This is a genomic window from Providencia sp. (genome assembly GCF_003533305.1).
GTDB lineage: Bacteria > Pseudomonadota > Gammaproteobacteria > Enterobacterales > Enterobacteriaceae > Providencia.
Window position 1 is genome coordinate 267,384 of record NZ_DOEH01000023.1, and the last position, 23,711, is coordinate 291,094.

Below are 23,711 nucleotides of genomic sequence, written 5' to 3' on the forward strand. Positions count from 1 at the left end.
TCCTTAAGCGTTAGTGACTTGTTTATCAGTAATATAGCTAGGCAGTGGGAAAATGGCATTTAATTGCCCTGTGCCTGAACTTGCAAATAAGTCGGTTAAAATCTCAACTTGTTCTGCATATTTATCCCAACCTAACAGACCTAATAACATAACTGTGTCATGCATGTGGCCTTCGCCATAACAATAATCCGCATATTCAGGTAGCATTTTGCAGAATTCTTCAAAGCGGCCTTCACGCCATAATTTCACGACACGTTTATCCATTTGCTCGTCAAATTCACGGGTGTAGCTGTTCATACCATCTTCTGCTTTTTGGTCATCAATAAAGCGGTGAGACAATGAGCCACTCGCGAGAACAGCGACAGTACCATCATATTTGTCAATGGCGGTGAGTACAGCTTCACCGAGTTTACGGCTATCTTCAAAACTATGAGAAGTACAAAAAGCAGAGATAGAAATCACTTTAAAATGGCGATCACTATTCATATAACGCATTGGAACGAGTGTCGCATATTCAAGAGTGAGACTTGGAATTTCATGAGATTGAGCACGAACGCCCAGCTTGCGCGCCTCTTCACCAATCATACGACCTAGTTCTGAATTACCCAGATAGTCATATTCCATATCACGAATAAAGTGAGGGAGTTCATTACTGGTGTAAATACCTTTGAAGTGATCGGCACAGTTGATGTGATACGCACTATTGACCAGCCAGTGAGTATCAAAAACAATAATAGTATCGACGCCAAGTTCACGACAGCGACGGCTGATTTCTTTGTGTCCATCAATGGCAGATTGGCGGCAACCGAAGTTTTTCCCCGGAATTTCCGACAGGTACATTGATGGGACGTGTGTTACTTTGGCTGCAAGTACTAATTTACCCATTTTATTCCCCTTTATTCGTCATACTTCACGTTGTAGCTGTGTTGGCTTCACTCTGCCACTCGAGTCACATACTAATGTATGCTCCCCGAGATACCATCGTTTGCCGCCTTGCTACACCGCGAACTATTTAGAATAAACAATGGTGTAGCTGTGTTGGCTTCATTCTGCTCGAATCACATACTTATGTATGCTCCGCGAGATGTCATCGTTTGCCGCCTTGCTACAACTCAAACTATTTAGGGTAAGGAACGAGTTTACCCATGTTTAGGGTAAGGAACGAGTTTACCCATAATTTGTTGTAGCTATTACTTGTTGTTAATTATTTACAGTTCAAATTTTTATAGGTATCTAATTGATAAATATTATAAAAATAACTTGATAAATCATACACCCCAGCGTGGAATGTTGTGATCACCGAAAGAGATACAAACGTTCTTCATTTCGGCAAAGACATCAAAGCTGTACTCGCCACCTTCACGACCGACACCAGAGGCTTTTACACCACCAAATGGTTGACGTAGGTCGCGGACATTTTGGGTATTTACAAAAACCATCCCGGCTTCGATACTGCGCGATAAACGCAGAACTTTGCTGACATCTTGTGTCCAAATGTAAGAAGCAAGGCCATATTCAATGTCATTTGCCATACGCAGGCCATCTTCTTCTGTTTTGAAAGGGATCAGACAAGCGACAGGGCCAAATATTTCTTCTTGAGCTACACGCATACGGTTGTCTACATCCGCTAAAACGGTTGGACGTAAGAAATGACCATTACGTAGATGAGCGGGGAGATCGCTTGGTTTGTCTGGCCCACCCGCTAGCAGCGTTGCGCCTTCTTCCATGCCGATACGAATATAGCCTGAGACTTTGTCCCAATGTTGTTGGCTGATAAGTGCGCCGACTTGTGTTTTCGGGTCGGTAGGGTCGCCCACGATCAGGCGGTTTGCGCGTTCTGCAAAACGTTTGACGAATTCAGGGTAAATACTTTCTTGAATGAAGATACGAGAACCTGCGGTGCAACGTTCACCATTAATTGAGAAAATAGTGAACAAGGCAGCATCGAGGGCACGCTCAATATCCGCATCTTCAAACACCAGAACCGGCGATTTGCCGCCAAGTTCCATCGAATATTTTTTCAGACCTGCATTTTGCATGATCATGCGGCCCGTCGAAGTACCACCGGTAAAGGAAACGGCACGAACATCGTGATGCTTAACTAATGCATCTCCGGCAGTGCTGCCATAGCCCTGAACGACGTTAAGTACGCCAGCTGGAATACCCGCTTCAAGGGCAAGTTCACCTAAACGATTGGCAGAAAGTGGCGATAATTCAGACATTTTTAGTACGGCGGTATTACCCAGAGCCAAACAAGGAGCCGTTTTCCATGTCGCTGTCATAAACGGCACGTTCCATGGGGAAATTAGCGCACAAACACCTACTGGCTGAACTAAAGTATAGTTCATCATTTTGTCGTCTACAGGATAAGTACGACCATTCATCTGCTGACAAATTTCGGCGAAAAACTCAAAGTTATGAGATGCTCTTGGGATCAACACATTTTTGGTTTGATGGATAGGTAAACCGGTATCGTTGGTTTCCATTTCCGCAATTTGTGGTACGTTTTCATCTATTAGCTCACCGAGACGGCGCATCAGGCGAGCACGTTCTTTCATCGGTGTATTAGCCCATTTAGGGAAAGCGTCTTTTGCTGCTGCAACTGCTTGATTGATTTCGTCTTGTCCACCTGAGGCAACTTCGGCTAATACTTCACCTGTAGCGGGGTTCGTGGTTTCAAAATATGCTTTGCTGGCAACGTTTTTACCGTTGATCCAATGGTTAATCTGCGTCATTACACTATTTCCTCATAATCTTTTTCACTGATAATGGTATTTATCAGCCTGCCGACACCTTCGACTTCGACAATAACTTCATCCCCAGGAACGACATCAGAAAGCCCTTTAGGTGTACCAGTCGCAATCATGTCTCCTGGTTGTAATGTCATAAAATCGCTGAGGTAGGCAATTAAAAATGGGATATTAAAAATGAGATCCGCAGTGGTACCTTTTTGGCGCAATTCACCGTTGACATAGGTATATAAAGCCAAATTGTGAGGATCTTTAATATCAGACTTATCGATAATCCAAGGCCCGATTGGCGTGAGGGTATCACGGCTTTTTACTCGCAGGTTTGGACGATAATAATTCTCTAAATAATCGCGAATAGCATAGTCATTACAAACGGTATAGCCTGCGACATAATCCATCGCATCTTCTTGCGAAACTTTATGAGCCGTTTTGCCCATGACTACCACAAGCTCAGATTCATAATGCATGTATTCAACATTATCAGGGCGAACAGAGACTTGTCGGTGACCTGTTAGACTATTTTCTGCTTTGATAAAAATTAACGGCTCTTCAGGGGCTTTAAATTCTAATTCAGCGGCATGATCCGCATAGTTCAATCCTAGTGCGAACAAGGTACCTTGAGCGGGGGGTAACCAAGTAACATCAGATGAGTCACCTGAAATAACATCACCATTAGGTAATTTAATGGCTTCATTATCTTCGGCAGTAACTGAATATTCAGTTCCTTTATAAAGGATTTTTGCATGTTTCATCTTATTGTCCTCCTGCCGCAATAACTGTATTTTTCAGACTTGGAAAACCTTTCGCTTGAATGACAACCTCATCACCGGGCTTAATGGTGACTCGTTGATGTGGCGTGCCAAGTAAAATCACATCACCTTCTTTGAGCGTAGCAAAGTCACTTAATGCTGCGACTAATTCACAGGCATTGCGGATGAGATCTTTTGTTGACCAGCGATCAACTTCTTTACCGTTAACTTGAGTGATTATCTCAATGGGGGCGGATAACGTCGTTTTTATCATTTCGCCAATAGGGCAGAAGCTATCGCGACACTTTGCTTTAATAGCCGGACGATAAAAGGTTTCCTCTGGCAGGCTAACTTCATTGGCAAGAGCAAAACCCGCAATAAAGTCGAGTGCATTTTCTGAACTTACTTTTCTTGCATTTTTGCTGATGACCAGTGCCAGTGTCGCGCCACTTTGCACTTCTTCACCCACTGGGTGCAAAATAGTGTCACCTGAATTGATTCGCGTATTACGCGGCTTAATAAACCACACGGGCGTTTTAGGTGGGGTTTGATAAGGGGCTTGCTGGAATGCCTTGAGCCAATGGCTAAGTTGGCTTTGATGATTGAGGGCAACAGCGAAAACGGTGCCTTTCATTGACAACTCCTCATTAAAAAATACGAGTGACTAAATAATTATTAACATATTAATAAAGTATAATTTTGAAATAGGCAATAGTTTTATAAAATGTTAATTTTAATTGTGATCTCATTAACATAATTCATTGGAACAAACATAAGCCTTTATTATTTAATGTTTTATTATTTCTCAATGATTTATTTTGTTACAATTATTTAACTCGATGTTATTTTTTTGTGTTGTTTACTCATTAATATTTTAGGGTTTTCTTTGAGATTGTTATTTTCCCGTGCTAGTCTTAATTTCAATCTAGTTGGTATTGTTGGTATCACAATAAATAACGCTGAGATGAAAAAAACAGCGCATGAGTAATACCCGCTATTGGTATTAAATAACCTTCATTAAGTGGTGAGTTTTAAGCGTATGCATGAATCATTGACAATTGCACTTTTGCAGGCAAGAGAGACGGCGATGGGGTTTTTCAGACCGATATTAAAGTCTTTCAATTTGACTGAGCAGCAATGGCGTATCATTCGAGTTTTAGCTGATAATCGTTCAATTGATTTTCATGAGCTATCAGTTAAAACCTGTATTCTAAGACCTAGTCTTACTGGGATTTTGACGCGTATGGAGCGTGAAGGGCTGATTTTTCGTTTAAAGCCGTTGAACGATCAACGTAAACTTTATGTTTCACTGACTCCCGCAGGGCAAGATTTATACGATCAAGCGCGTCAGGAAGTCGAAGAAGGCTATCAAAAAATAGAGCAGGCGTTTTCACCCGAAAAAATGAAACGTTTGACGGCTTTATTGGATGAGTTGATTGCGTTAGAGAGTCCAGATTATAGCCATATAGCCGCCGAACGACGCATACCCGTCATTCTTTGAGCCGCAGCGTTGTTGGCTGCATTCCCCAATTCTAGTCACATACTTATGTATGCTCCTAGATTTAGGTTCATTTGCCGCCTAGCTGCAACTCAAATTATTTAGGGTATGAATATTTGTTTATTCAGGGTATGAATATCAGTCATACTTTGAGCCACAGCGTTGTTGGCTACGCTCAGTTACTCGGGTCGCATACTTGTTGTATGCTTCTCGAGCTATCTTCTCTTGCCGCCTCTACTCGTCATATTTCAAGCCACAGCATTGTTGGCTGCATTCCCTAATTCTAGTCATATTCCTTTTTTGCAATTGTGAGATTGCATGTAGGGCTATTTGTGACAAATTCTTTAGTAAACCATTCAATTAAAATCAATCGATTGATTATTAATATATAACATTGATTTTTACCGTTAACTAATAACTTATTGAAGTAATAAAATTAAAAAACATAAAAAAACATATTAAATATAAAAAAATCAATTTTTATTCATGGCATCTTTTTTTTATCTAAAAACATTTAATGAGAATGAGTTACATTACGATAAATTTACCATTTGTGACATAAACTCAAACAACATGACAATTTATCAAGCTTTGTGGCGTTTTTTATATTTATTACTATTCATTATCTCTCCTAATGGTTACTCAGAAAATCAATTACTGCCCTCCACACAGGAAAGTATTCAATTTGAACAAAAACAACGCTTAGAGTCAGAGTTGAATCAACGTAATCTATTGGAAAAACAAAATACAATCACCCTTGATAGTGCTGCTTCCAAACACCCTCAAGATGAAAGCTGTTTCCCTGTCGATAACATCCAATTTGTCGGCGCCACATACCTCACCACCACAATTCAGACCCAATTAGCCTCAACTTATCTCAAACACTGCCTCACCCTAAGCGAAATACACGAACTCACCAAGCGTGTCACTAATTATTATATCGAACAGGGTTTTATTACCTCTCAAGCGATAGTCCCTGAGCAAAACCTATCTTCACATCAATTAATATTACAAATTATTGAAGGGCGAATTGAAACTATCGAGATTGAGGATTCCCCTGAGCGTCTAGTTCATCAAATTTATCCCCATCAACAGGGGAAAATATTAAATCTACGGGATATTGAACAAGGGTTGGAGCAACTCAATCGATTATCATCGGCTAAATATACTATCGATATCCAGCCAGGAACCCAAACCGGCTACTCACGGATTATTATTCATAAGCAAGGAAAAAAATGGCCCATTACGAGCCAACTGAACCTCGATAATTCAGGTATGAAGGCAACGGGAAAACAACTGTTTACGGGCAGTTTAACAGTGGACTCCGCTTTGGGATTGGGTGAACAGTGGTCTGCCTCGGCTAATACCGATATGGCTGGAAGTTCGTCCTCTCATAGTCGCTATATTGTGGCGAGCTTGAATGTGCCTTATGGCTATTGGTCTTACCGCTACCAATTTTACCGCAACAATACGTTACAACCGTTTCATACATCTGGTCAGCAATACCGTTATGAAGTGAAAAATACCAATCAGCAATTTGATGTAAGCCGCTTAATATATCGCGATGGCAAGCAGCGTTTCACATTACAAGGCAGTTTAAAACATAAAAATGCCAATACTCAGTTGGCCTCCCAGACTTTAACGATTAGCAGCCCAACGTTAACCTCACTCTCGTTTACTCCACAGTACAGTACCACGCTCGGACAAGGTTACTTCACGTTTAACCCTGCCGCTGAATGGGGAATATCCGCCTTTGGTGCATCACCTGACAGACTTGCGAAAGACTCACCTCGCAGCCATTACCGAAAGTTTAGCTTAAGTAGCAGCTATCAATATTATTTTACCAATGGCATGACCTATTTAACCTCATTTTATGGTCAATATTCACCCGATAATTTATATGGTATTGAACGCATGAGTATTGGCGGGCAGTATTCTGTTCGCGGTTACCATGAACAATCATTGAGCGGTAATCGGGGTCTATATTGGCGTAATGAAATCAACAAAGACATTGCCAATACTGCCATTGGACAACTTCGTTTTATCAGTGCTTTAGATTACGGTTTTATCGCCTCAGATAGATACCACGTTGAACATGACACCTTAGCAGGTGGAGCCGTAGGTCTCTCTTTTACAGGCAATAGCCTGTTTTATTCACAGTTCCTAGTCAGTAAACCTTTGCATTATCCCTCACAACTTAAACCAGACAATTGGTCGGCCTACTGGTCGGTCTCATTATCTTTGTAACTTTACGTTTTTAAAGGATTAATTATGCTAAATGAACCATTACCCTCACGCCCTAAGCGGATATTAAGTTACATTATTATTTTCTTAACCGCAGTCTATCCTTTACATCCCGCTTGGGGTGCAGCCATAACGGTGGCGGATAAAAACACCCAAATCAGCCAACAAAATAATATTCCGATTATTAATATCGCCACGCCAAATGGGGCGGGGATATCGCACAATAAATTCCAAGACTTCAACGTGGATAAACAAGGTGCGGTACTCAATAACGCCACCACCAATGTAAATTCCCAAATTGCAGGGCAAATTAAAGCCAATGCGAATTTAAAGGGGAATGCCGCCAATCTGATTATCAATGAAGTTACAGGCAGTAGCCGCTCAGAATTACAAGGCAAGCTGGAAGTGGCAGGCAAAGGCGCCAATGTCTTAATTGCCAATCCGAATGGAATTACCTGCAATGGCTGTAGTTTTGTGAACACCCCTGCTATTACCTTGACCACGGGGAAACCCATTCTGGATAACAAGGGCGCATTGTCTGCGATTGAGGTGAAAAAAGGCAGTGTGGTTATTGGAGCAAATGGCATGAATGCTGAAGCACAAAGCTATGCCGATATTATCAGCCGTGCAACTGAATTGAATGGTCAAATCAAAGCAAAAAATTTGACCCTGATGCAAGGTACCAATCGTGTCGATTTTCAAAAAGGGACGGTCACCCCCATTGCGGGAGAGGGCGCTAAACCGAGTATTTCCGTCGATACTAAAGCTTTGGGGGGAATGTATGCCAACCAAGTCAAATTGGTGAGCACCGAAGCCGGCGTTGGTGTCAACCTCAGCAATATACAAACCAGCCAAGGCGATTTGACGCTAACTGTGGATGGTAAAATTACCCTTGCTGGCAATATCCAAGCGAAAAACGACATCAATGTCAGCACCAAAAATCTGCAAATTAACGCCAATGCGAAAGTGAACGCGGCAAAAGAGATTACATTGGCGACAAATGCCTTAACGAATAATGGGCAAGTTATTGCAGGTAAGGACATGCGTGTATTTGCCGAGACAGTGAGTAATACTGGCAATGGCGCGCTCATTCAAGCACAAGACAATCTGTGGATGCAGAAAAATGCCAAAGGGGATTTAAGTACATTAATAGAAAACAAATCAGGAACGATAAAAACCAATGCGGGGGATTTGGTTGTTAGGAGTCAAAAATTATTGAATAGCACGGATTCGAATGGATACAAAGAAAATATTACTCCCCCTAATTCTACTCATAAAAATTTATTAGTGTCTCGCGTTCGAGAACATGGTGGTTCATATGATGTTGTAATGAATGCAGTTCTTGTTAATCCACTACCCCAAAAATGGTTTGGAGTTGCTGATTTTTCCAATGCTTTTGAAAAGGAAAATATCTTTGTTAACTCAGCTCAGAGTATTTTCGTTTATGATAAATCGGCACATACCGGTGAAATCACAAGCGGTAAAAATGCCTATATTAATGGTAATGATATTATTAATAATGGTGGGTTAATTTCATCAGTTCAAAACCTTATAATGACAGGCCGACAACTGGATAATAAATCCTACTATGATGCGCAAAAACTTAATTATCATATTTACGAATTTGATAATAGTAAAGATAATGGTACGACTTTCAATCTTTATGGGAACTTTAAAGAGCTGATTATCAATTTGCATTATAAGCTCAAAAATGAAGTATCTTACCTAACTTTAGAAACGAAAAATAATAAAAAAAACGGACTTCATTCTGGAAATAATTTAGTTCTTGATTTCAAAAATACGGTTAACATCGAAAACATATTACCTACGAATGTAAATTCTATTCAAAAAATAATCCAAGAGAAAATACCTCTTTCTACAATAACCGCAAAAAACATTATCTTAAATTCCAATAATGTAAACATTTCCTCGAATTTACAATCAACCAATGACCTTTCTATTATAGCGGGTCAAAACATCAATATTAACAACGCTCAGCTCGTTGCCAATCAATCGCAAAGCCTGATTGCCAACAACGACCTTAATCTAAAACAAGTCAACTTAACCGCTAAAGACAGTACCTTAATAGCCAAAAATGGCAGTATTCAATACAGCTTAAATCCTGTATCCGCCTTTAAAGATAATGTGTTATCTCCTCCCGTGATTAACGCCGCAAATTCTTTACATGTACAAGCCGGCAAGAACATCACTTTTGATAATGCGCAATTAGCAAAAACGAATAAACTCACCCTCAGTGCCAATGACAATATCCTCATTCGTCGCGATGAGTCAGCTTTAATTAAACTGGCGGCTTCAGAGCCTGCTGCAAATATCAATGCTTTACTCACGAAAATAGGAAGTTGGGCAAGTTCGGGGGAGATAAGCCTCACCGCCGGTAAAAATATTGAAGCCCGAGGTATAACTTTTAACAGTGGTCAAGCTCTCACTTTGAATACAGGACAAGATATCCTTTTGGGTTCTAAAGCCATTAAAGATGTCGATAATCTGTTTAAAACTAACCGCTACCCAGAGTTACGCTCTCAACTCATTGCTAATGGCAATATGACGTTAAACGCAGCTCGGGATATTGATTTGCAAGCGGCAAGCGTGCAGTCCAAAGGCACAATTACCGCGCTTTCAGGTCGTAATATTGGCCTATTAGCCAGTACTTATTCGGCTATCCCTAACCCGAATGAAGATTACCAAGATGTTCGATATGTTGCAGCTCAACTGTCAGGTGATAAGGGCGTCACGCTGGCTTCCAATGGCGCACTCACCGCGCAAGGCAGCACAATAAAATCCTTGGGTGATATTACGATTTCCAGTGGCGGAAATGTTCGGTTAGAGTCTGTCAAAACCCATTATCGTAAACAAGAAGGGAAACGGTTAGAGGATCTATACCGTCAAATTGGTACTGAAATTAACAGTGGTAAAACTCTGACTATTTTGTCTGAAGGGAGCATTCTTTTCCAAGCTTCTCGTCTCGTTGCCAAAGGTACTATGGATATCGCGGCAAAAGGCGGATATCTCTATGCGCAAGCCATGGAAGAAACCAGTCACTATGAAGAGCAAAGTAAAAAATGCAATAAATGGACACTTTGCATCACTAAAAAAGAAGTTAAAAAAACACGCAGTGAAACCACCAATAAAGTGACTGAATTCACCGCAGGCGGCGATATTAATCTTTATGCCAAGGACGATGTCACTTTAGAAGCCACGAAAATTAATGCAGGCAAGAATGCCAAAATCATCAGCCAAACCGGTAAGGTGAATTTCAAAGCGGTGAAAAACACCACCTTTGAGGAAGTGATTTCCAATTCGAAAGGGTTTTACATCACTCAACGCAATAAAGGTTATACAGAAGATAAATGGATACTGCCTGCCCTGCATATTGGTGGAAAACTAACCATTGATGCCGCAAAAGGGATTACGGCAGATATCAAAACCAAAAATAATCAAAGTTTACAAAATGCCTTAAATTCACTCGGACAAACTGAAGGAACAAAGTGGTTAGCAGGGTTAAAAGAGCGTAAAGATGTCCAATGGAATTTAGTTCAAGATGCTTACGATGGCTGGGATTATAAAAGCCAAAGCTTAAATCCAGTTGCTTCTGCGTTAATTATGATAGCAGTCACGGCGATGACATCCGGTTATGGCCTCGCTTCTTGGGCTGCAGATGGCGCAGTGGCAGCAACAGGTGCAACTGGTACAACCGCTGCGGTAATTTCAGGCGCAGCTTACTCTGGTATGACCGCACTTACCTCTCAAGCCGCTGTCGCTCTGGTTGAAAATCAAGGCAACTTATCCAAAACACTAAATTCACTGGGTAAAAGCGATACCGTCAAATCCATTATTACTCAAATGGTCATTTCAGGGGCATTAAATGGCCTTGATATCAAAATGGAGTGGACTAAAGGTAACCCCGCTGATGCCAAATTACCGTTACTTGCCAATGGCGATTGGAGCAAAGTCGCCCAACGAGTTGCAGCACAATCCGTTATCAGTTCAACGGTAAATACCACGATACAAGGTGGTAGCTTTACCGATAATTTTAAAAATGCCTTATTGAGTAATATCGGCAGCCAAATCAATGCCGAAGGCGCAAAACTGATTGGCGACAATGGTGAAATTTTAGGCCGCCCCGGGAAAATGATTAGTCATGCGGCACTTTCGGGGTTATCTGCAGAAATTAAACAAGCCAATTCACGCGGTGCGATTGTTGGTGCATTAGCGGCTGAATTAGCCGCTATTTCCTTAGGGGACAACACCATAAAAGCAGAGGAATGGCAAAATAAATCTGAAGCTCAAGCGCAGTTTGCTCGGGCATTTGGTGGGTTTGCTGGTGCGATATTCACAGGTAATGCCGGAGGGGTATACAGTGGTGCAGACGCCGCAGAAACCACATTTCGTTATAATTACCTATCGCATCATCAAGATGAATTAAAGAATAAAGAACTTGCAGCAGAAACTAATGATTTCAAAAAGACACTCGTTGCAATGAAATGGCTTTATATCGATATTGACCAAGATGCTGCATTTGGTGCAGGAATGATAGGTGGTATCCCAGCAGGGTTATATGAAACAATTAATGGTTTGGCCAACTTAGCAAGTAACCCTAAAGAAACGTATACAGCTCTAAGAGCTGTTTTGATGAGTGATGATACATTAAGTATTATGACTGACTCGCTCAGACAGTCATATATTTCACGACTTAACAATATGGAAGCTGAGTATCAAAAAGCAGGAACTGAGGGAGCATTCAAAGCAGGGGTTGAAAGTGGTAAATTAATTTTTGATATAGCAGGTACGTTTGCTGGCGGTGTCGGGGTTGCAAAAGGAGGCGTAAATTTAGTCGAGAAAGTTTCAATAAAAATAACATCAAGAGGACTTATAGGTACGACATCCAATGGCTATAGAGTTTATAATGGCTCTAATACCATGGTTCCTAAATCTAGTTTAGAGCATCCTATTGTTCAATCTCGTATTAATGTAAAAATTGGAGATAATAAATCTGGTTGGAATCATGTACTTGCTCGGCATTTTTCTGATAAAAATGCGAGCCAATTTACTATTAGTCAATCGGATTTAAAAATAATACTTGAGAGTAACAATATATCATCTGTTCCAATTAGCAAGGTTAGAAAATATGAAGATATATCTACATTTGAGCGAGTTATTACACTAGATAAAAATATTGGTACTGATAAATTTAATGGATATCAACCAACAAAGACAATGACTGTTTTAACTGATATCCAAGGTAATCTTATAACGGCACATCCTGGGCGGCTACCATGAAATTAATAAATTCCAAATTAGAGCAAGAGATAAGAGAAAACCTTGCAAAACGTTCTCCATTAATTATGGGGGATAAAGAAATAACCAATTTTCTTATTCAGAATTTTCAAGAAATTAAAAGTGTATATGTCTTACAGGTAACACCAGATCAAGGTGAGGAACTATATACACTATTAGTCAATGGGGATAAAGTTATTGACTTTGAAATATCTAGAATTAATAACTCAATTTATGACGTGCATATCAGAACGGTTGATGAGTACTCAAAGGAAATCAAAAAAAAACTACCCAAGCTAAAGTTAATAATTGCTTTAGAGTTATCTAAGCAAGCATATAATGCTGAGTGAAATTAATATAAAGAAGTAGAGCTATACAAAAGCTAGGATTATGGAGACTATCCTAGCTTTTGGCTATTGATGCTTAGGGGCTATCAAAAAAATGAAGATAGCATAAATGATATTTTGAATTTTTATTCGAATTCATATGAATTATGTTACAAAAAAAATCTAACCCAAATAGATGTACAAATCAAGTTTATGGAGGAGTTAAACCAACAGACATAAGGATTTCACAAGCATATAGACCTAGAGATGCTCATGGATTCGATATATCAGAAGTTCCTCCAGAAGCGCTTGTATCTAATTGTAAAAATTGCATTAAAGTATTTTTAGAATAATAAGGATATCTATGGAATTACAGTTAGATGATAATTGGAAACCAGGCTCTGCAAGAAATCATACATGGGTTGCTATGGACAAGAATGGACATCTTGCATACATGTTAAATAATGGCTATGGCTGGCTTCCAACCATATTACTGAGTATCCCAAATATAAAAGATAAGTTATCTGATTTATGTGAATTTGTAGATGGTGACTCAAGTAAATATATTAATAATGTAGATAAACGAGGTGGTTATTTAATTGACTTATACTCAAGCTGGGTTTATGAAAATTATTGTGATAAAAAAACGATAGTAGGTGAGTTAGATAATCAATTAAAATGTGGAGATAAATATAGCGATGCTGCTATAGGAGCTAAAATGGGAATGTTCTTTTTTCAAGGACTGGAAGGACATAGCAAAGGTGAGGATTTTCCTGTTGGTTACGATGGTGATAGCAAGATGGGAGACTATTATCGTTTTATTGTCCCAACTATTTTCGCAACTATAGAGGATATTCCCCTTCCTTTAAGGCAATATATTGTTGTTTCAAATACAATTGATTTCACAACAGATAGGCTACTGGATAACGATAGGATTAGTGAGTATTTCCCTCGTATGTACCATAATTAAGGTTATGAGTTATTAGACGAAAAAATAAAACAAGACAAAGTTAGGAAAGAATCATAAGTAACCGCCATCTTTACATAAAGATGGCGGTTACTACTATGTAAGCTTTAGTCTCTAATGTTCAATTTCTCTCTTTTTGGGCTACTTACCCAATAAGTGTAAGAAATGAATGTGTTTTTCATACTGATCAAGAATGTCATGAATGATCTGTTCTTTTGCCCAGCCCATCACATCATAATCTTGCCCGCCTTCTTTTAAGTGGATCTCGGCGCGGTAATAACGCTGTTCTTCACTTTTTTCATCATCACTATCAGTGGCCATACCAGCGAGAGCAAATGCTGGCTGAACATAGTAACGGAGGCGAACTTCGTAGAAAAAGTTCATATCGTCGCCTAAATCTACATCAAAACTAATTCGGTCATCTTTCTCTATGTTGATATGGCAAGTAGTGCCTTGTTTAGCTAATTCTTCAGAAACCATCTCCATTGAAGGTTTGACGACCTCTTCAATAAAACGTTTAACTTGAGAGCGTTTCGGAAAATAAGCAATATTACGTAGTCTGCGCTGCCAAGGAATTGGGTTGCGGCTCGCTGTTGGTGCAATTGTTGCTAATTGCTGACTATCACGCTTATAGGCATCGACACGTAGTGCTTTAAATAGTCCATAGATTGATACGAGTAAGACCATCGCAAAAGGTAAGGCACTGGCTATAGTAAGGGTTTGAAGTGCTTTTAAACCACCCGCAAGTAGCATGGTGATAGCCACGACACCCATAAGACCAGCCCAGAAAATACGCTGCCAAATTGGTGTATCTGAGTCGCCACCGGAAGCTAGAGTATCTACAACCATTGCCCCTGAGTCAGCTGAAGTGACAAAGAAAACCACTACCATCAACATGGCAAAGAATGATAATACAGTTGAAAATGGAAAATAAGTTAGAAACTCAAATAAGGCTAGAGATACATCAGATTGCACGGTTTCTGCTAGACGTGTAGCCCCTTGATTTTTAATCAGATCGATAGCTGTATTACCGAAGAAGGTCATCCACAGTAAGGTGAAACCAGCAGGCACAAACAATACACCCATCACAAATTCACGGATAGTACGACCACGGGAAATGCGCGCGATAAACATGCCGACAAACGGTGACCATGATAACCACCAACCCCAATAAAGTAGCGTCCATCCACCTAACCAATTACTGGATTTAGGCTCATAAGCATACAAATTAAAGGTTTTCGTGACGATTTCAGAGAGGTAGCCTCCCGTATTTTCAACAAAAGATTTTAGTAATAAAACCGTTGGTCCCAAGACAACAATTAGTACCAATAACAAGAATGCGAGGCCCAAATTTAATTCAGATAAAATACGAATGCCTTTATCGAGTCCTGAAACAACGGATAAAGTGGCAAGTCCGGTGAAGGTGATAATCAAGATAACTTGGATGGTTTCGTTAACTGGCCAACCGAATAAATGATTCAATCCTGCATTGACTTGCAATACTCCAAATCCTAGCGAGGTAGCAACACCAAACACGGTACCGACAACCGCAAAAATATCCACCGCATGGCCTATAGGACCATAAATACGTTCACCAATAATGGGGTAGAGTGCGGAACGCAGTGTTAAGGGTAATCCGTGGCGATAACTAAAAAAGGCTAGAATTAAAGCAACAATTGCATAAATGGCCCACGCATGTAACCCCCAGTGAAAGAAGGTTAAACGCATAGCTTCTTTGGCGGCTTCAATGGTTTGTGCATCCCCGACTGGTGGATTGAGATAATGCATCACAGGTTCAGCAACACCGAAGAACATTAAACCAATACCCATACCCGCAGAAAACAGCATGGCAAACCAAGAAACATAACTAAAGTTAGGCTGTGCATGGTCAGGTCCAAGTTTTATCTGACCATAACGAGAGAGTCCCAGATAAGTCACACTCAGTAAAATGATGGCAACAGCAAGTATGTAGAACCAACTGGCGTTATCAAATAAATTTTGTTGAAGATGACTTAGATGAGATTCTGCGACTTCAGGCATCAAGGCGGCAAAGCCAACGATGATCAAGATAATGAGGGCGGAACTATAAAATACCGGAGGACTAATTTTCGATCGTACTTTTTTGATATCAGTATCAATTTGACTCATGACTACCTTCTTTGGTTTTATTTTTGGCATACCAATATAATGTCGAGTATGCAGCGAGCGTCCTTCTTAAAAACAATGGATAATTGCGAAAGGGTTTCGGTTAAGAAACAAAATAGAAAGAACAGCGAATAAATAGTGGTGTTGATAGCAGTTAAAACCGCCATAAATATTAACAAAAATCTTGCTTTATAGTCCTTCAGTTCAAAAAAATAGGGGGTAATACTGCCATGTTATGGCCTAACATTCAACTTACTCGTCATACTTTGAACTGTAGGGGTGTTGGCTTCATTCGCTAACCTCGGTCACATACTTATGTATGCTCCCAAGGATTATCTCAATTGCCGCCTACCTACAATTCAAATTATTTAGAGTAAATAATAATGTGGTGAATATATTTAAAATGAACTGAATGAACTGAATGAACTGAATGAACTGAATGAACTGAATGAACTGAATGAACTGAATAGGGAGAAGTGAGTTTTTATCTTAGCTGGCTGTCTTTACTGCCTCGGCGGTTGTAGCCACTGAACGCGGCCTGCTTTTTATCAAGCTCGCTTTGGCATGTGACACATAGTTTGACGCCGGGAAGGGCTAGGCGCCTTGCTTGAGAGATTTCATTGCCACACTCTTCACAGCATTCAGCGCTTTCTCCTGAATGTAACTCACTGCGCGCTTTGGCGACGGCGTCAGCTAATGTGGCGTCGATTTGCTCTTGAACGGCATTCTCATTTGCCCAACCCGTAGCCATGTTTACCTCAATGGTTAACTAATCATCGATATAATTATTATTGAGGTGAATTACAAGAAATCAAGTTTCTTACTGATTAAATTTTACTTAAGTTGGAGCGTCATATAAATATGATCCATCCCATCTTCATCGTACATCTCACCTTGGGTTTGATAGCCTAAGGTATGATAAAATTCGATAGCCGTATGTTGAGCAGAAAGGCCAATCGCACTGTAATGATTTTCTAAACCATATTGTTCAACGAATCTCATTAATTCGCGGCCGAGTCCTTTACCCCGATGTTGCTTTAATACTGCGACTCTACCGACTTTAATTAAGCCTTCGTCCAGTAATAGACAACGTAATACGGCGGCAGGTTTATCCGTTAAATAAAGCACCACATGTAAGGCGTTGTCGTCATATTCGTCAACATCAATGTCTGCCGGAAATCCTTGCTCATGAGTAAATATTTGCTGACGAATATCGAAAGCGTGACTCACTAATGTGGGGAGCGCATATCTGTGACTGTGTTTGATTTGCATATTATTCCCTATAAAGGCATTCAAAGTTCAAATTTTCGCTAAATAGCGTTATTAAATCTATAATAATATAGCTTAAGGAAGATACTGAGATTTATATTTTGAATTAAAAAATGCAGGTATGAGTCACCTGCATTTTTCAGTATATGACGGCTTATATAGGTTGAGTATTATTTATTGTCAGCCTTTGCATCATTATCTGCTTTTAATGATTCAGTCTTATTTTTTGCATCTGTCGCAAGCTCATCGGCTTTATTGATAGCATCAGTTTTGAGTTGTTCTGACTTCTCACCCGCACTTTCAGTGGCTTGGTTATATTTAGTCTCAAGTTCATCTGCTTTTTCAGATGCGCTTTGTTTTAGCTCATTGGCTTTAAGTTTGGCGTCATCGGTTAGTTCATCGGCTTTTTTCTCACCAGCTTCTTGCAACTCTTTCGCTTTATCGGTGATTTGGTCAGCTTTTTGTGAAGCATCTTTTTGCAGATCTTCGGCTTTTTCTTTTGCACTGTTGGTCAGTTCAGTAGCTTTTTGTTCACCTGTTTCTTTCAATTGCTGCGCTTTTTCTTCCGCTTGCTTCATCGTGTCGTCTGTTTTAGATGAATCATCACAGCCGGTTGTAACAGCAAAAACACCCGCTAGAATAAGTGAAGCGATGATTTTCTTTTTCATAAACATTTCCTTAGCATGAAGTTTGTCGAGTTATTGATTGAAATTCAAATCAAATATATTAATAGTTACTTCATTAATATAGACCAAAATTAGTTCGATGGATAATAGTTATGTCCTTTTTTTGATACGTATTAAGTTATGAAAGCTTTAATGCTATTTAATTTTTTATTGATTTTAAATAAATTAAAAACCTAATTTCATATTTAAATAATATGAAAAATGATTGGTTTAATGGTATTTTTATTAATAGAGATAGGTTTTTTAAAGTGGGAGTCTTAAATGAGATTTAATAATATAGGGATAACAAAATGACATATTATTACACGCTCGTTATTATAAAGTTTATCATTGGTTTTACTATTGTAATAACACATATGAATTTTTCGGGGAAAACACAACTTTCACAAATGACACCAATTGATTTTATTGGTAATTTTGTGTTAGGTGGTATTATCGGTGGTGTAATTTATAGTGATACCATTCCATTGCATCAATATGTAATTTTATTATTTATGGGTGTAATGTTTATTTCATTATTGAACTTTTTAACAAAAAAATTCAATTTTTTCCGCAGTGTTACTATTGGTAATACCATTCCAATAATTAAAAATGGGCAGTTTATTATGGAAAACATACAGGAGAAAAGGAATAAAATTGACATGTTGAATATCACTTCTCGCATTCATGCTCAAGGTGTCTATTCATTTCAAGAAATTTATTATGCGCAGATAGAGCCTGATGGCCAACTAACTATTATTTGTGATAAAAAAAATATGCCATCGGTGATATTAATTAAAGATGGTGTTATTAGAACCAGTGAATTGGAAGCGATTGAACGGGATGAGGACTGGCTTAAGCAACAAATTGAAAAACATGGAATTAATAACATCACAGATATTTTCTTAGCTGAGTTTTGGCATGGTGAAGTTAGTTTTATTTTGCAAGATGGTAAGATAAAGCGTGTTGATGAACAAAAGTTGAAAGTTGTTGCTGAAAATAGTTAGTGAAAAAGTGGATGAAACGAAGTTACTCATTTCATCCACAAATTGAACACTATTTTTTCAAATCATCATATAGCATCAGTGATGATTTTTTATCCGGATCGCCTATATACCTTGGTTGAGGCTTAAATTCAGCATTGAATAAGCTCTTTTCAGGTTCAAATCCGGTGTAGTTTAGCCCCGCTAAATCAGACCAAGCATAGATAAAATCCATGGTACTAAAAGGTCTGGTGGTTTTGCTGTTCAAATCAGACTGATGAGTCTGTAGCCATTCAGGTGATTGCCAAACTAAGAAAGGAATGTTGTACATAACCTTTGTCGGTTTACCTTCACTACGGCCTAACATCTCATGCGGTGGAGTATCAAATACATCTTCACCGTGATCGGAAAAGAACACCAAAAAGCCATTTTCTTTTGAAGAGTCGAAATCTTTAATCAGTGATGAAACCACATAGTCATTATAATGCTGAGCATTATCATAAGCATTGTAGTCTTTGATTTCGTCATCTTTCAGATTCGCAGGGATGAGACTATCTTTATTGGTAAAAATGGCTTTATCTTCAGGGTAGCGGAATTCATAACGCATATGCGTTCCCAACAGATGAACCACAATGAATTTTTTCTCAGCAGGATCTGCGAGTGCTTCTTTAAATGGCTCAAGTACTACGTCATCATAGATTCGAGAGCTTTGTGCCATATCATTATTCAAATAATATTGCTTATCTGTTTGGCGTGAAAATGCCGTTAACAGGGTATTACGCTCTGTCATAGTTTGCTGATTGGTGATCCAAAAAGTCTTAAACCCTGCTTGTTTCATCATATTCATGATAGACGGGCGCGAGTTAAATAATTCAGGTTCAGTTTGCGATGCAAAAGTCAGCACTTGTTGTAGTGCTTCGATGGTATAAGGACGCGATGTTACGACATCATTAAAGACGGATAAATTCGCGGGATAATCTTGAGCTAATTGAACAAGTTCAGGTGTTGTCGGGCGCTGATAGCCATATAAACTCATTCTATCGCGGCTAGTCGATTCACCAATAACTAATACAAAAGTTCTCGGTGTATTGCCGTTGGCATCAACAAAATTTTCTAGTGGTGGAATTTTGTTATTGTCACGGATCAGCTCCTCCATGTTTGCCAATTGGTTTTTGTAGAGGAAATAACCACTAACAAACTGCCACGGTGCTGCATACGCCAATTTACTATTGATATATGAAGTCACATTGGAAAGCGGGCGATCTTGCTTGATAGCTTTATTATAATAAGGCACACCAAACAGGATAATTAAAATTAGTAACGAAACGCCAATGCGCCCAGTGGTTGGTAATGTGACTGGCTTTAGGCGAGTCCATAAAAAGATAGCTACAAGCGTATAAGCGAGGATGACGCCAACGACTTTGAAACTGAAATACTGTCTGAGGAATTCTCCGGCTTCATTGGTGTTAGTTTCGAACATAACAAACATCACACTTTGTGATAATTGATGCCCATAAACCACAAAATAAGCTAAAGCGATAACGGAAGATAGCCAAAGGACAATACCGATAAGACCGGCAACGAGTCTTATTTTTTTAGGAAAAAGTAGGGCTGGAATAATCCAAAGTGAGCTATAAAGGAGTGAGTCTCTGAGTCCGATAGTGTTACTTTGGCCAGTAACGACAACATAAAGTTGCAATATCGATGAGAAATACCAAAAGTAGATTAATAGCCAGAGCAATGACGACCAGCTAAACTTGTTTGTTTGTGTAGTATTAACCATAAGTTTTTTGACTCTTACTTTTTTGTATTGTTGAGTAGCTATAAAGTAACGATAAGTAACTATGAAAAATAGTTGAAAAATCGATTTTTAGATAGAGTGACAATCGTTAAGTTCAATAATAAATTTAGTGAGATAATAATCTCTTAAGGTTACCTTTAATCATCTGTTTATTAAAATGAGTCTATTTAGCGCTTTCCGTTTAGATATTTTGATTACACTATAGTTTAGAATGGTGAATTGTGCCTTATTATACTAGGGTGACGGCATAACTTAGCGAGCGATATCATCATGCTTTGCCTGTTGCACAACTTGCCAGAATGATATTATCCTTAGCTAAACTAACTGGTATATAAACAAACGTTAATTATCTTTTCGATGAAAGGATGAGGCCAAATAATGTTCGATAACTCTTTTGTGGCTTTCTTAAAATCATCCTTATCAATCAGGCTGTTACTATCCTTATTGATTATTATTGATGGTTTTATGATTTTAAAACCAGTGCTAAGTGCATATACCGACTATATCGATTGGCGTGAAACAGGCTTCACAGAATGGTTGAAGTCATTGGGTTTTATGAAATTACTCGATATTCCTCGGTTTTTATTGGGTGCCTCGCTGATTTTTCTTTCGTTATTTATGATCAATGGTGCACGGATAGCTTGGGTATTTTCCCTGTTTTTATTAGCCATTATCTCTTTTGTTGATTTAAGACTTGCTCAAGAGAACATTCATCAAGGTTATTTTTCTCTCGGTTTATTTGTCGCATTATGTTTATTTTGGAAGCTTTATCATCATCATAGCTTAACCAGTGCTGGCTTTGTTGCTGTCACCTGTATTATTGGTTTATTGCTCTATTCCATTTTTGGTACGCTCTATATTGGCAATGAATTCTTTCCTATTGTGAAAGATGGCACAACAGCATTTTATTTTGCACTTGTGTGTATGACAACGGTTGGATTTGGCGATATTGTGCCTGTGACAGTCGATGCTCGCGTTTTTACTGTTACTGTTATTATTTTGGGTATTACTATTTTTACAACATCGGTCGTTTATGTCGTTGGCGTATTGGCTAAAGGGACGAAAGAAATTGTCCGCAAGAGGTTTTCTTATATGAAAGATCATTATGTCGTCATTGGTGGTACGCCTATGGCCGTGAATGTTTATCAAGGACTTAAAAAACGTGAGCTTCCTGTTGCGGTCATCTGTCAAGAAAACCATCGTAGCCATTATCCAGAAAAAGATAATATTGTAACGGGTGATCCTACGAGCTCAGAATTACTGGCCGCTGCTAACGTCAAACATGCTAAGTGCGTGCTTATCATGACGGATAGTGACTCATTGAGTACTTTTGCTTTACTCGGTGTTAGGGAATTAGCGGGCAAAGAAGTCAAAACAGTTGTGCTTATTAATCAAGAAAATAACATGGATAAAGTGCGTCTACTACATCCTGATATGTTGTTTTCATTATCTTCTCTGGGTTCTGAAGTTTTGATGCAAGTGCTTTGCGGTGACGCAATATCCAGTGACACTATCAGTGATATGCTGTTGAATAAAGTTGCAAAAAGCTAATAAAAAAGCTCTAAACAGGGAATGTAACCCATGCTAAGCGCACAACAAATAAGCTGTCATCGACAAAATAGAGTATTGTTTCAGCAGTTAGATTTTACAGTATTACCGGGGCAAATTTTACAGGTTGAAGGCCCTAATGGTGCAGGCAAAACCACTTTATTGCGTATGATGGCTGGTCTGTTAAAACCCGATGATGGCGATATTCTTTGGCAAGCACAATCGATTGAAAAACTAAAAGAAGATTATACGCGTCATTTACTTTATTTAGGTCATAAGCCCGCAGTAAAGTCTCTGTTAACACCTTATGAAAACTTGCTATTTTACTATCAAATGCACCATAAAGAGCCTGAAGGGGAGCGTATTTGGCAAGCGTTAGAGGAAGTTTCGTTGATAGGTTATGAGGATGTTCCTGTTTGCCAATTGTCGGCGGGTCAGCAACGTCGAGCTAACCTGGCACGGTTATGGTTAAGCGAAGCATCACTTTGGATTTTAGATGAACCGTTTACCGCTATTGATGTGGCGGGTGTTAAACGCTTAACTGAACGTTTTCATCAGCATGCTGAGCTTGGTGGTATTATTTTGTTTACATCCCATCAAGCGATGTCGGGCCATTTTGGATCATTAAAACTGACGGGCGGGTATGAGTAATGTTTTGGTTATTAATTAAAAGAGAACTAAAAATTGCCTTTCGAAGTTTTTCTGAATTAGTTAATCCGTTATGGTTTTTCTTAATTGTGATCACGTTGTTCCCGTTGAGTATTGGTCCTGAACCTCAGTTACTCGCCCGTATTTCGGTCGGTGTTTTCTGGGTTGCAGCCATCTTGTCCTCGCTATTATCATTGGAACGCTTATTTAAAGATGATTATCTCGATGGCACTTTAGAGCAGCTTTTATTAGCACCTAACCCGTTATTTATCACCGTATTAGCCAAAGTTATTGCACATTGGTTAGTGACTGGTTTGCCATTAATTTTGCTTTCGCCAATCGCTGCATTAATGTTGTCTTTTAACAGTGATACATTAATCGTACTCGCGGGCACACTCTTATTAGGTACGCCGGTGCTCAGTTTTATCGGCGCGATTGGTGCTGCGTTAACGGTTTCCCTTAAAAAAGGCGGCGTTCTTGTGAGTTTACTGGTGTTACCGCTCTATATCCCTGTCTTGATTTATGCCACAGGTACCATGGAAGCACATAGTTTTAATATTCCATTAAATGGTTATTTCGCTATCTTAGCGGCGTTATTTGCTGCAAGCCTAACATTTTCCCCCTTAGCCATTGCTGCTGCATTGAAAATCAATATTAGTCACAGTTGATTGTGACCTAGTCAATTGCTGCCTAGTCATTAGTTACATAGCTAATTTCTAAAAGGCGTCATCACGCATTTATGCATTTTTACATCTATATTTTTTGTTTTTTGTTTTCTTTCATTAAATGGTAGTGCTGTGGATTAATATATGTATGTTAAATT

General features: G+C 39.1%; 19 protein-coding genes. 10 read left to right on the plus strand and 9 right to left on the minus strand.

Annotation, left to right across the window (positions count from 1 at the left end; all coding sequences use genetic code 11):
• Positions 1-3 precede the first annotated feature (3 nt).
• From hpaD to DD649_RS15655, 4 genes are all read right to left on the minus strand, one after another.
• Positions 4-885, minus strand: a complete 882-nt coding sequence (gene hpaD / locus DD649_RS15640; RefSeq protein WP_294108625.1) for a 3,4-dihydroxyphenylacetate 2,3-dioxygenase — start codon at positions 883-885, stop codon at positions 4-6.
• A gap of 383 nt (positions 886-1,268) precedes the next feature.
• The gene (gene hpaE, locus DD649_RS15645; RefSeq protein ID WP_336430941.1) at positions 1,269-2,735 is read right to left on the minus strand and encodes a 5-carboxymethyl-2-hydroxymuconate semialdehyde dehydrogenase; all 1,467 of its coding nucleotides are present in this window, start codon (positions 2,733-2,735) and stop codon (positions 1,269-1,271) included.
• Positions 2,735-3,502, minus strand: coding sequence for a fumarylacetoacetate hydrolase family protein (locus tag DD649_RS15650; RefSeq protein WP_294108633.1), 768 nt, complete (start codon positions 3,500-3,502; stop codon positions 2,735-2,737). Before DD649_RS15650 ends, hpaE begins: the two co-directional genes overlap by 1 nt.
• A 1-nt stretch (position 3,503) precedes the next feature.
• Positions 3,504-4,133, minus strand: a complete 630-nt coding sequence (locus DD649_RS15655) for a fumarylacetoacetate hydrolase family protein (RefSeq protein WP_294108635.1) — start codon at positions 4,131-4,133, stop codon at positions 3,504-3,506.
• Between the two features lie 405 nt (positions 4,134-4,538).
• Between DD649_RS15655 and hpaR the strand changes: the two genes are divergently transcribed.
• The 6 genes from hpaR (at position 4,539) to DD649_RS15685 (ending at position 13,832) form a co-directional block, all read left to right on the plus strand.
• Positions 4,539-5,000: a homoprotocatechuate degradation operon regulator HpaR gene (gene hpaR / locus DD649_RS15660; RefSeq protein WP_336430942.1), complete on the plus strand. Its 462-nt coding sequence runs from the start codon at positions 4,539-4,541 to the stop codon at positions 4,998-5,000.
• A 113-nt stretch (positions 5,001-5,113) separates the two neighbouring features.
• Positions 5,114-5,278, plus strand: a complete 165-nt coding sequence (locus DD649_RS15665) for a hypothetical protein (protein WP_294350107.1) — start codon at positions 5,114-5,116, stop codon at positions 5,276-5,278.
• 292 nt (positions 5,279-5,570) lie between these two features.
• On the plus strand, positions 5,571-7,244 hold the full coding sequence (locus DD649_RS15670) for a ShlB/FhaC/HecB family hemolysin secretion/activation protein (protein WP_294108638.1): 1,674 nt from the start codon (positions 5,571-5,573) through the stop codon (positions 7,242-7,244).
• A gap of 24 nt (positions 7,245-7,268) precedes the next feature.
• Positions 7,269-12,539, plus strand: coding sequence for a DUF637 domain-containing protein (locus tag DD649_RS15675; RefSeq protein WP_336430943.1), 5,271 nt, complete (start codon positions 7,269-7,271; stop codon positions 12,537-12,539).
• Positions 12,536-12,886, plus strand: a complete 351-nt coding sequence (locus DD649_RS15680; protein WP_336430944.1) for a hypothetical protein — start codon at positions 12,536-12,538, stop codon at positions 12,884-12,886. Before DD649_RS15675 ends, DD649_RS15680 begins: the two co-directional genes overlap by 4 nt.
• Positions 12,887-13,226: 340 nt before the next feature.
• Entirely contained in the window at positions 13,227-13,832 is a 606-nt protein-coding gene (locus DD649_RS15685) for a hypothetical protein (RefSeq protein ID WP_294108645.1), read from the plus strand.
• Between the two features lie 138 nt (positions 13,833-13,970).
• Here the strand turns inward: DD649_RS15685 and betT are convergent, their stop codons facing one another.
• The 4 genes from betT to DD649_RS15705 all read right to left on the minus strand — a co-directional run bounded on the left by betT (position 13,971) and on the right by DD649_RS15705 (position 17,911).
• On the minus strand, positions 13,971-15,977 hold the full coding sequence (gene betT, locus DD649_RS15690) for a choline BCCT transporter BetT (protein WP_294108647.1): 2,007 nt from the start codon (positions 15,975-15,977) through the stop codon (positions 13,971-13,973).
• A 481-nt stretch (positions 15,978-16,458) separates the two neighbouring features.
• Entirely contained in the window at positions 16,459-16,725 is a 267-nt protein-coding gene (locus tag DD649_RS15695; protein ID WP_294108648.1) for a DksA/TraR family C4-type zinc finger protein, read from the minus strand.
• Between the two features lie 83 nt (positions 16,726-16,808).
• Complete coding sequence (locus DD649_RS15700) at positions 16,809-17,246, minus strand: GNAT family N-acetyltransferase (RefSeq protein WP_294108651.1); 438 nt, start codon at positions 17,244-17,246, stop codon at positions 16,809-16,811.
• A 167-nt stretch (positions 17,247-17,413) separates the two neighbouring features.
• Positions 17,414-17,911, minus strand: a complete 498-nt coding sequence (locus tag DD649_RS15705) for a hypothetical protein (protein ID WP_294108653.1) — start codon at positions 17,909-17,911, stop codon at positions 17,414-17,416.
• Between the two features lie 308 nt (positions 17,912-18,219).
• On the opposite strand from DD649_RS15705, the gene DD649_RS15710 reads away from it, so the two are divergent.
• Positions 18,220-18,915: a YetF domain-containing protein gene (locus tag DD649_RS15710; protein ID WP_294108655.1), complete on the plus strand. Its 696-nt coding sequence runs from the start codon at positions 18,220-18,222 to the stop codon at positions 18,913-18,915.
• Positions 18,916-18,964: 49 nt separating this feature from the next.
• Here the strand turns inward: DD649_RS15710 and cptA are convergent, their stop codons facing one another.
• Positions 18,965-20,674 carry a phosphoethanolamine transferase CptA gene (gene cptA / locus DD649_RS15715; RefSeq protein ID WP_294108657.1) on the minus strand — a complete coding sequence of 570 codons (1,710 nt, stop codon included), beginning with the start codon at positions 20,672-20,674 and terminating at the stop codon, positions 18,965-18,967.
• 396 nt (positions 20,675-21,070) lie between these two features.
• Between cptA and DD649_RS15720 the strand changes: the two genes are divergently transcribed.
• From DD649_RS15720 to ccmB, 3 genes are read left to right on the plus strand one after another with little or no spacing between them, the layout of a single operon-like run.
• Positions 21,071-22,243 carry an NAD-binding protein gene (locus tag DD649_RS15720; RefSeq protein ID WP_294108659.1) on the plus strand — a complete coding sequence of 391 codons (1,173 nt, stop codon included), beginning with the start codon at positions 21,071-21,073 and terminating at the stop codon, positions 22,241-22,243.
• 30 nt (positions 22,244-22,273) lie between these two features.
• The gene (ccmA, locus tag DD649_RS15725; protein ID WP_294108661.1) at positions 22,274-22,891 is read left to right on the plus strand and encodes a cytochrome c biogenesis heme-transporting ATPase CcmA; all 618 of its coding nucleotides are present in this window, start codon (positions 22,274-22,276) and stop codon (positions 22,889-22,891) included.
• The gene (gene ccmB, locus DD649_RS15730; RefSeq protein ID WP_336430945.1) at positions 22,891-23,556 is read left to right on the plus strand and encodes a heme exporter protein CcmB; all 666 of its coding nucleotides are present in this window, start codon (positions 22,891-22,893) and stop codon (positions 23,554-23,556) included. Before ccmA ends, ccmB begins: the two co-directional genes overlap by 1 nt.
• Positions 23,557-23,711: the final 155 nt, after the last annotated feature.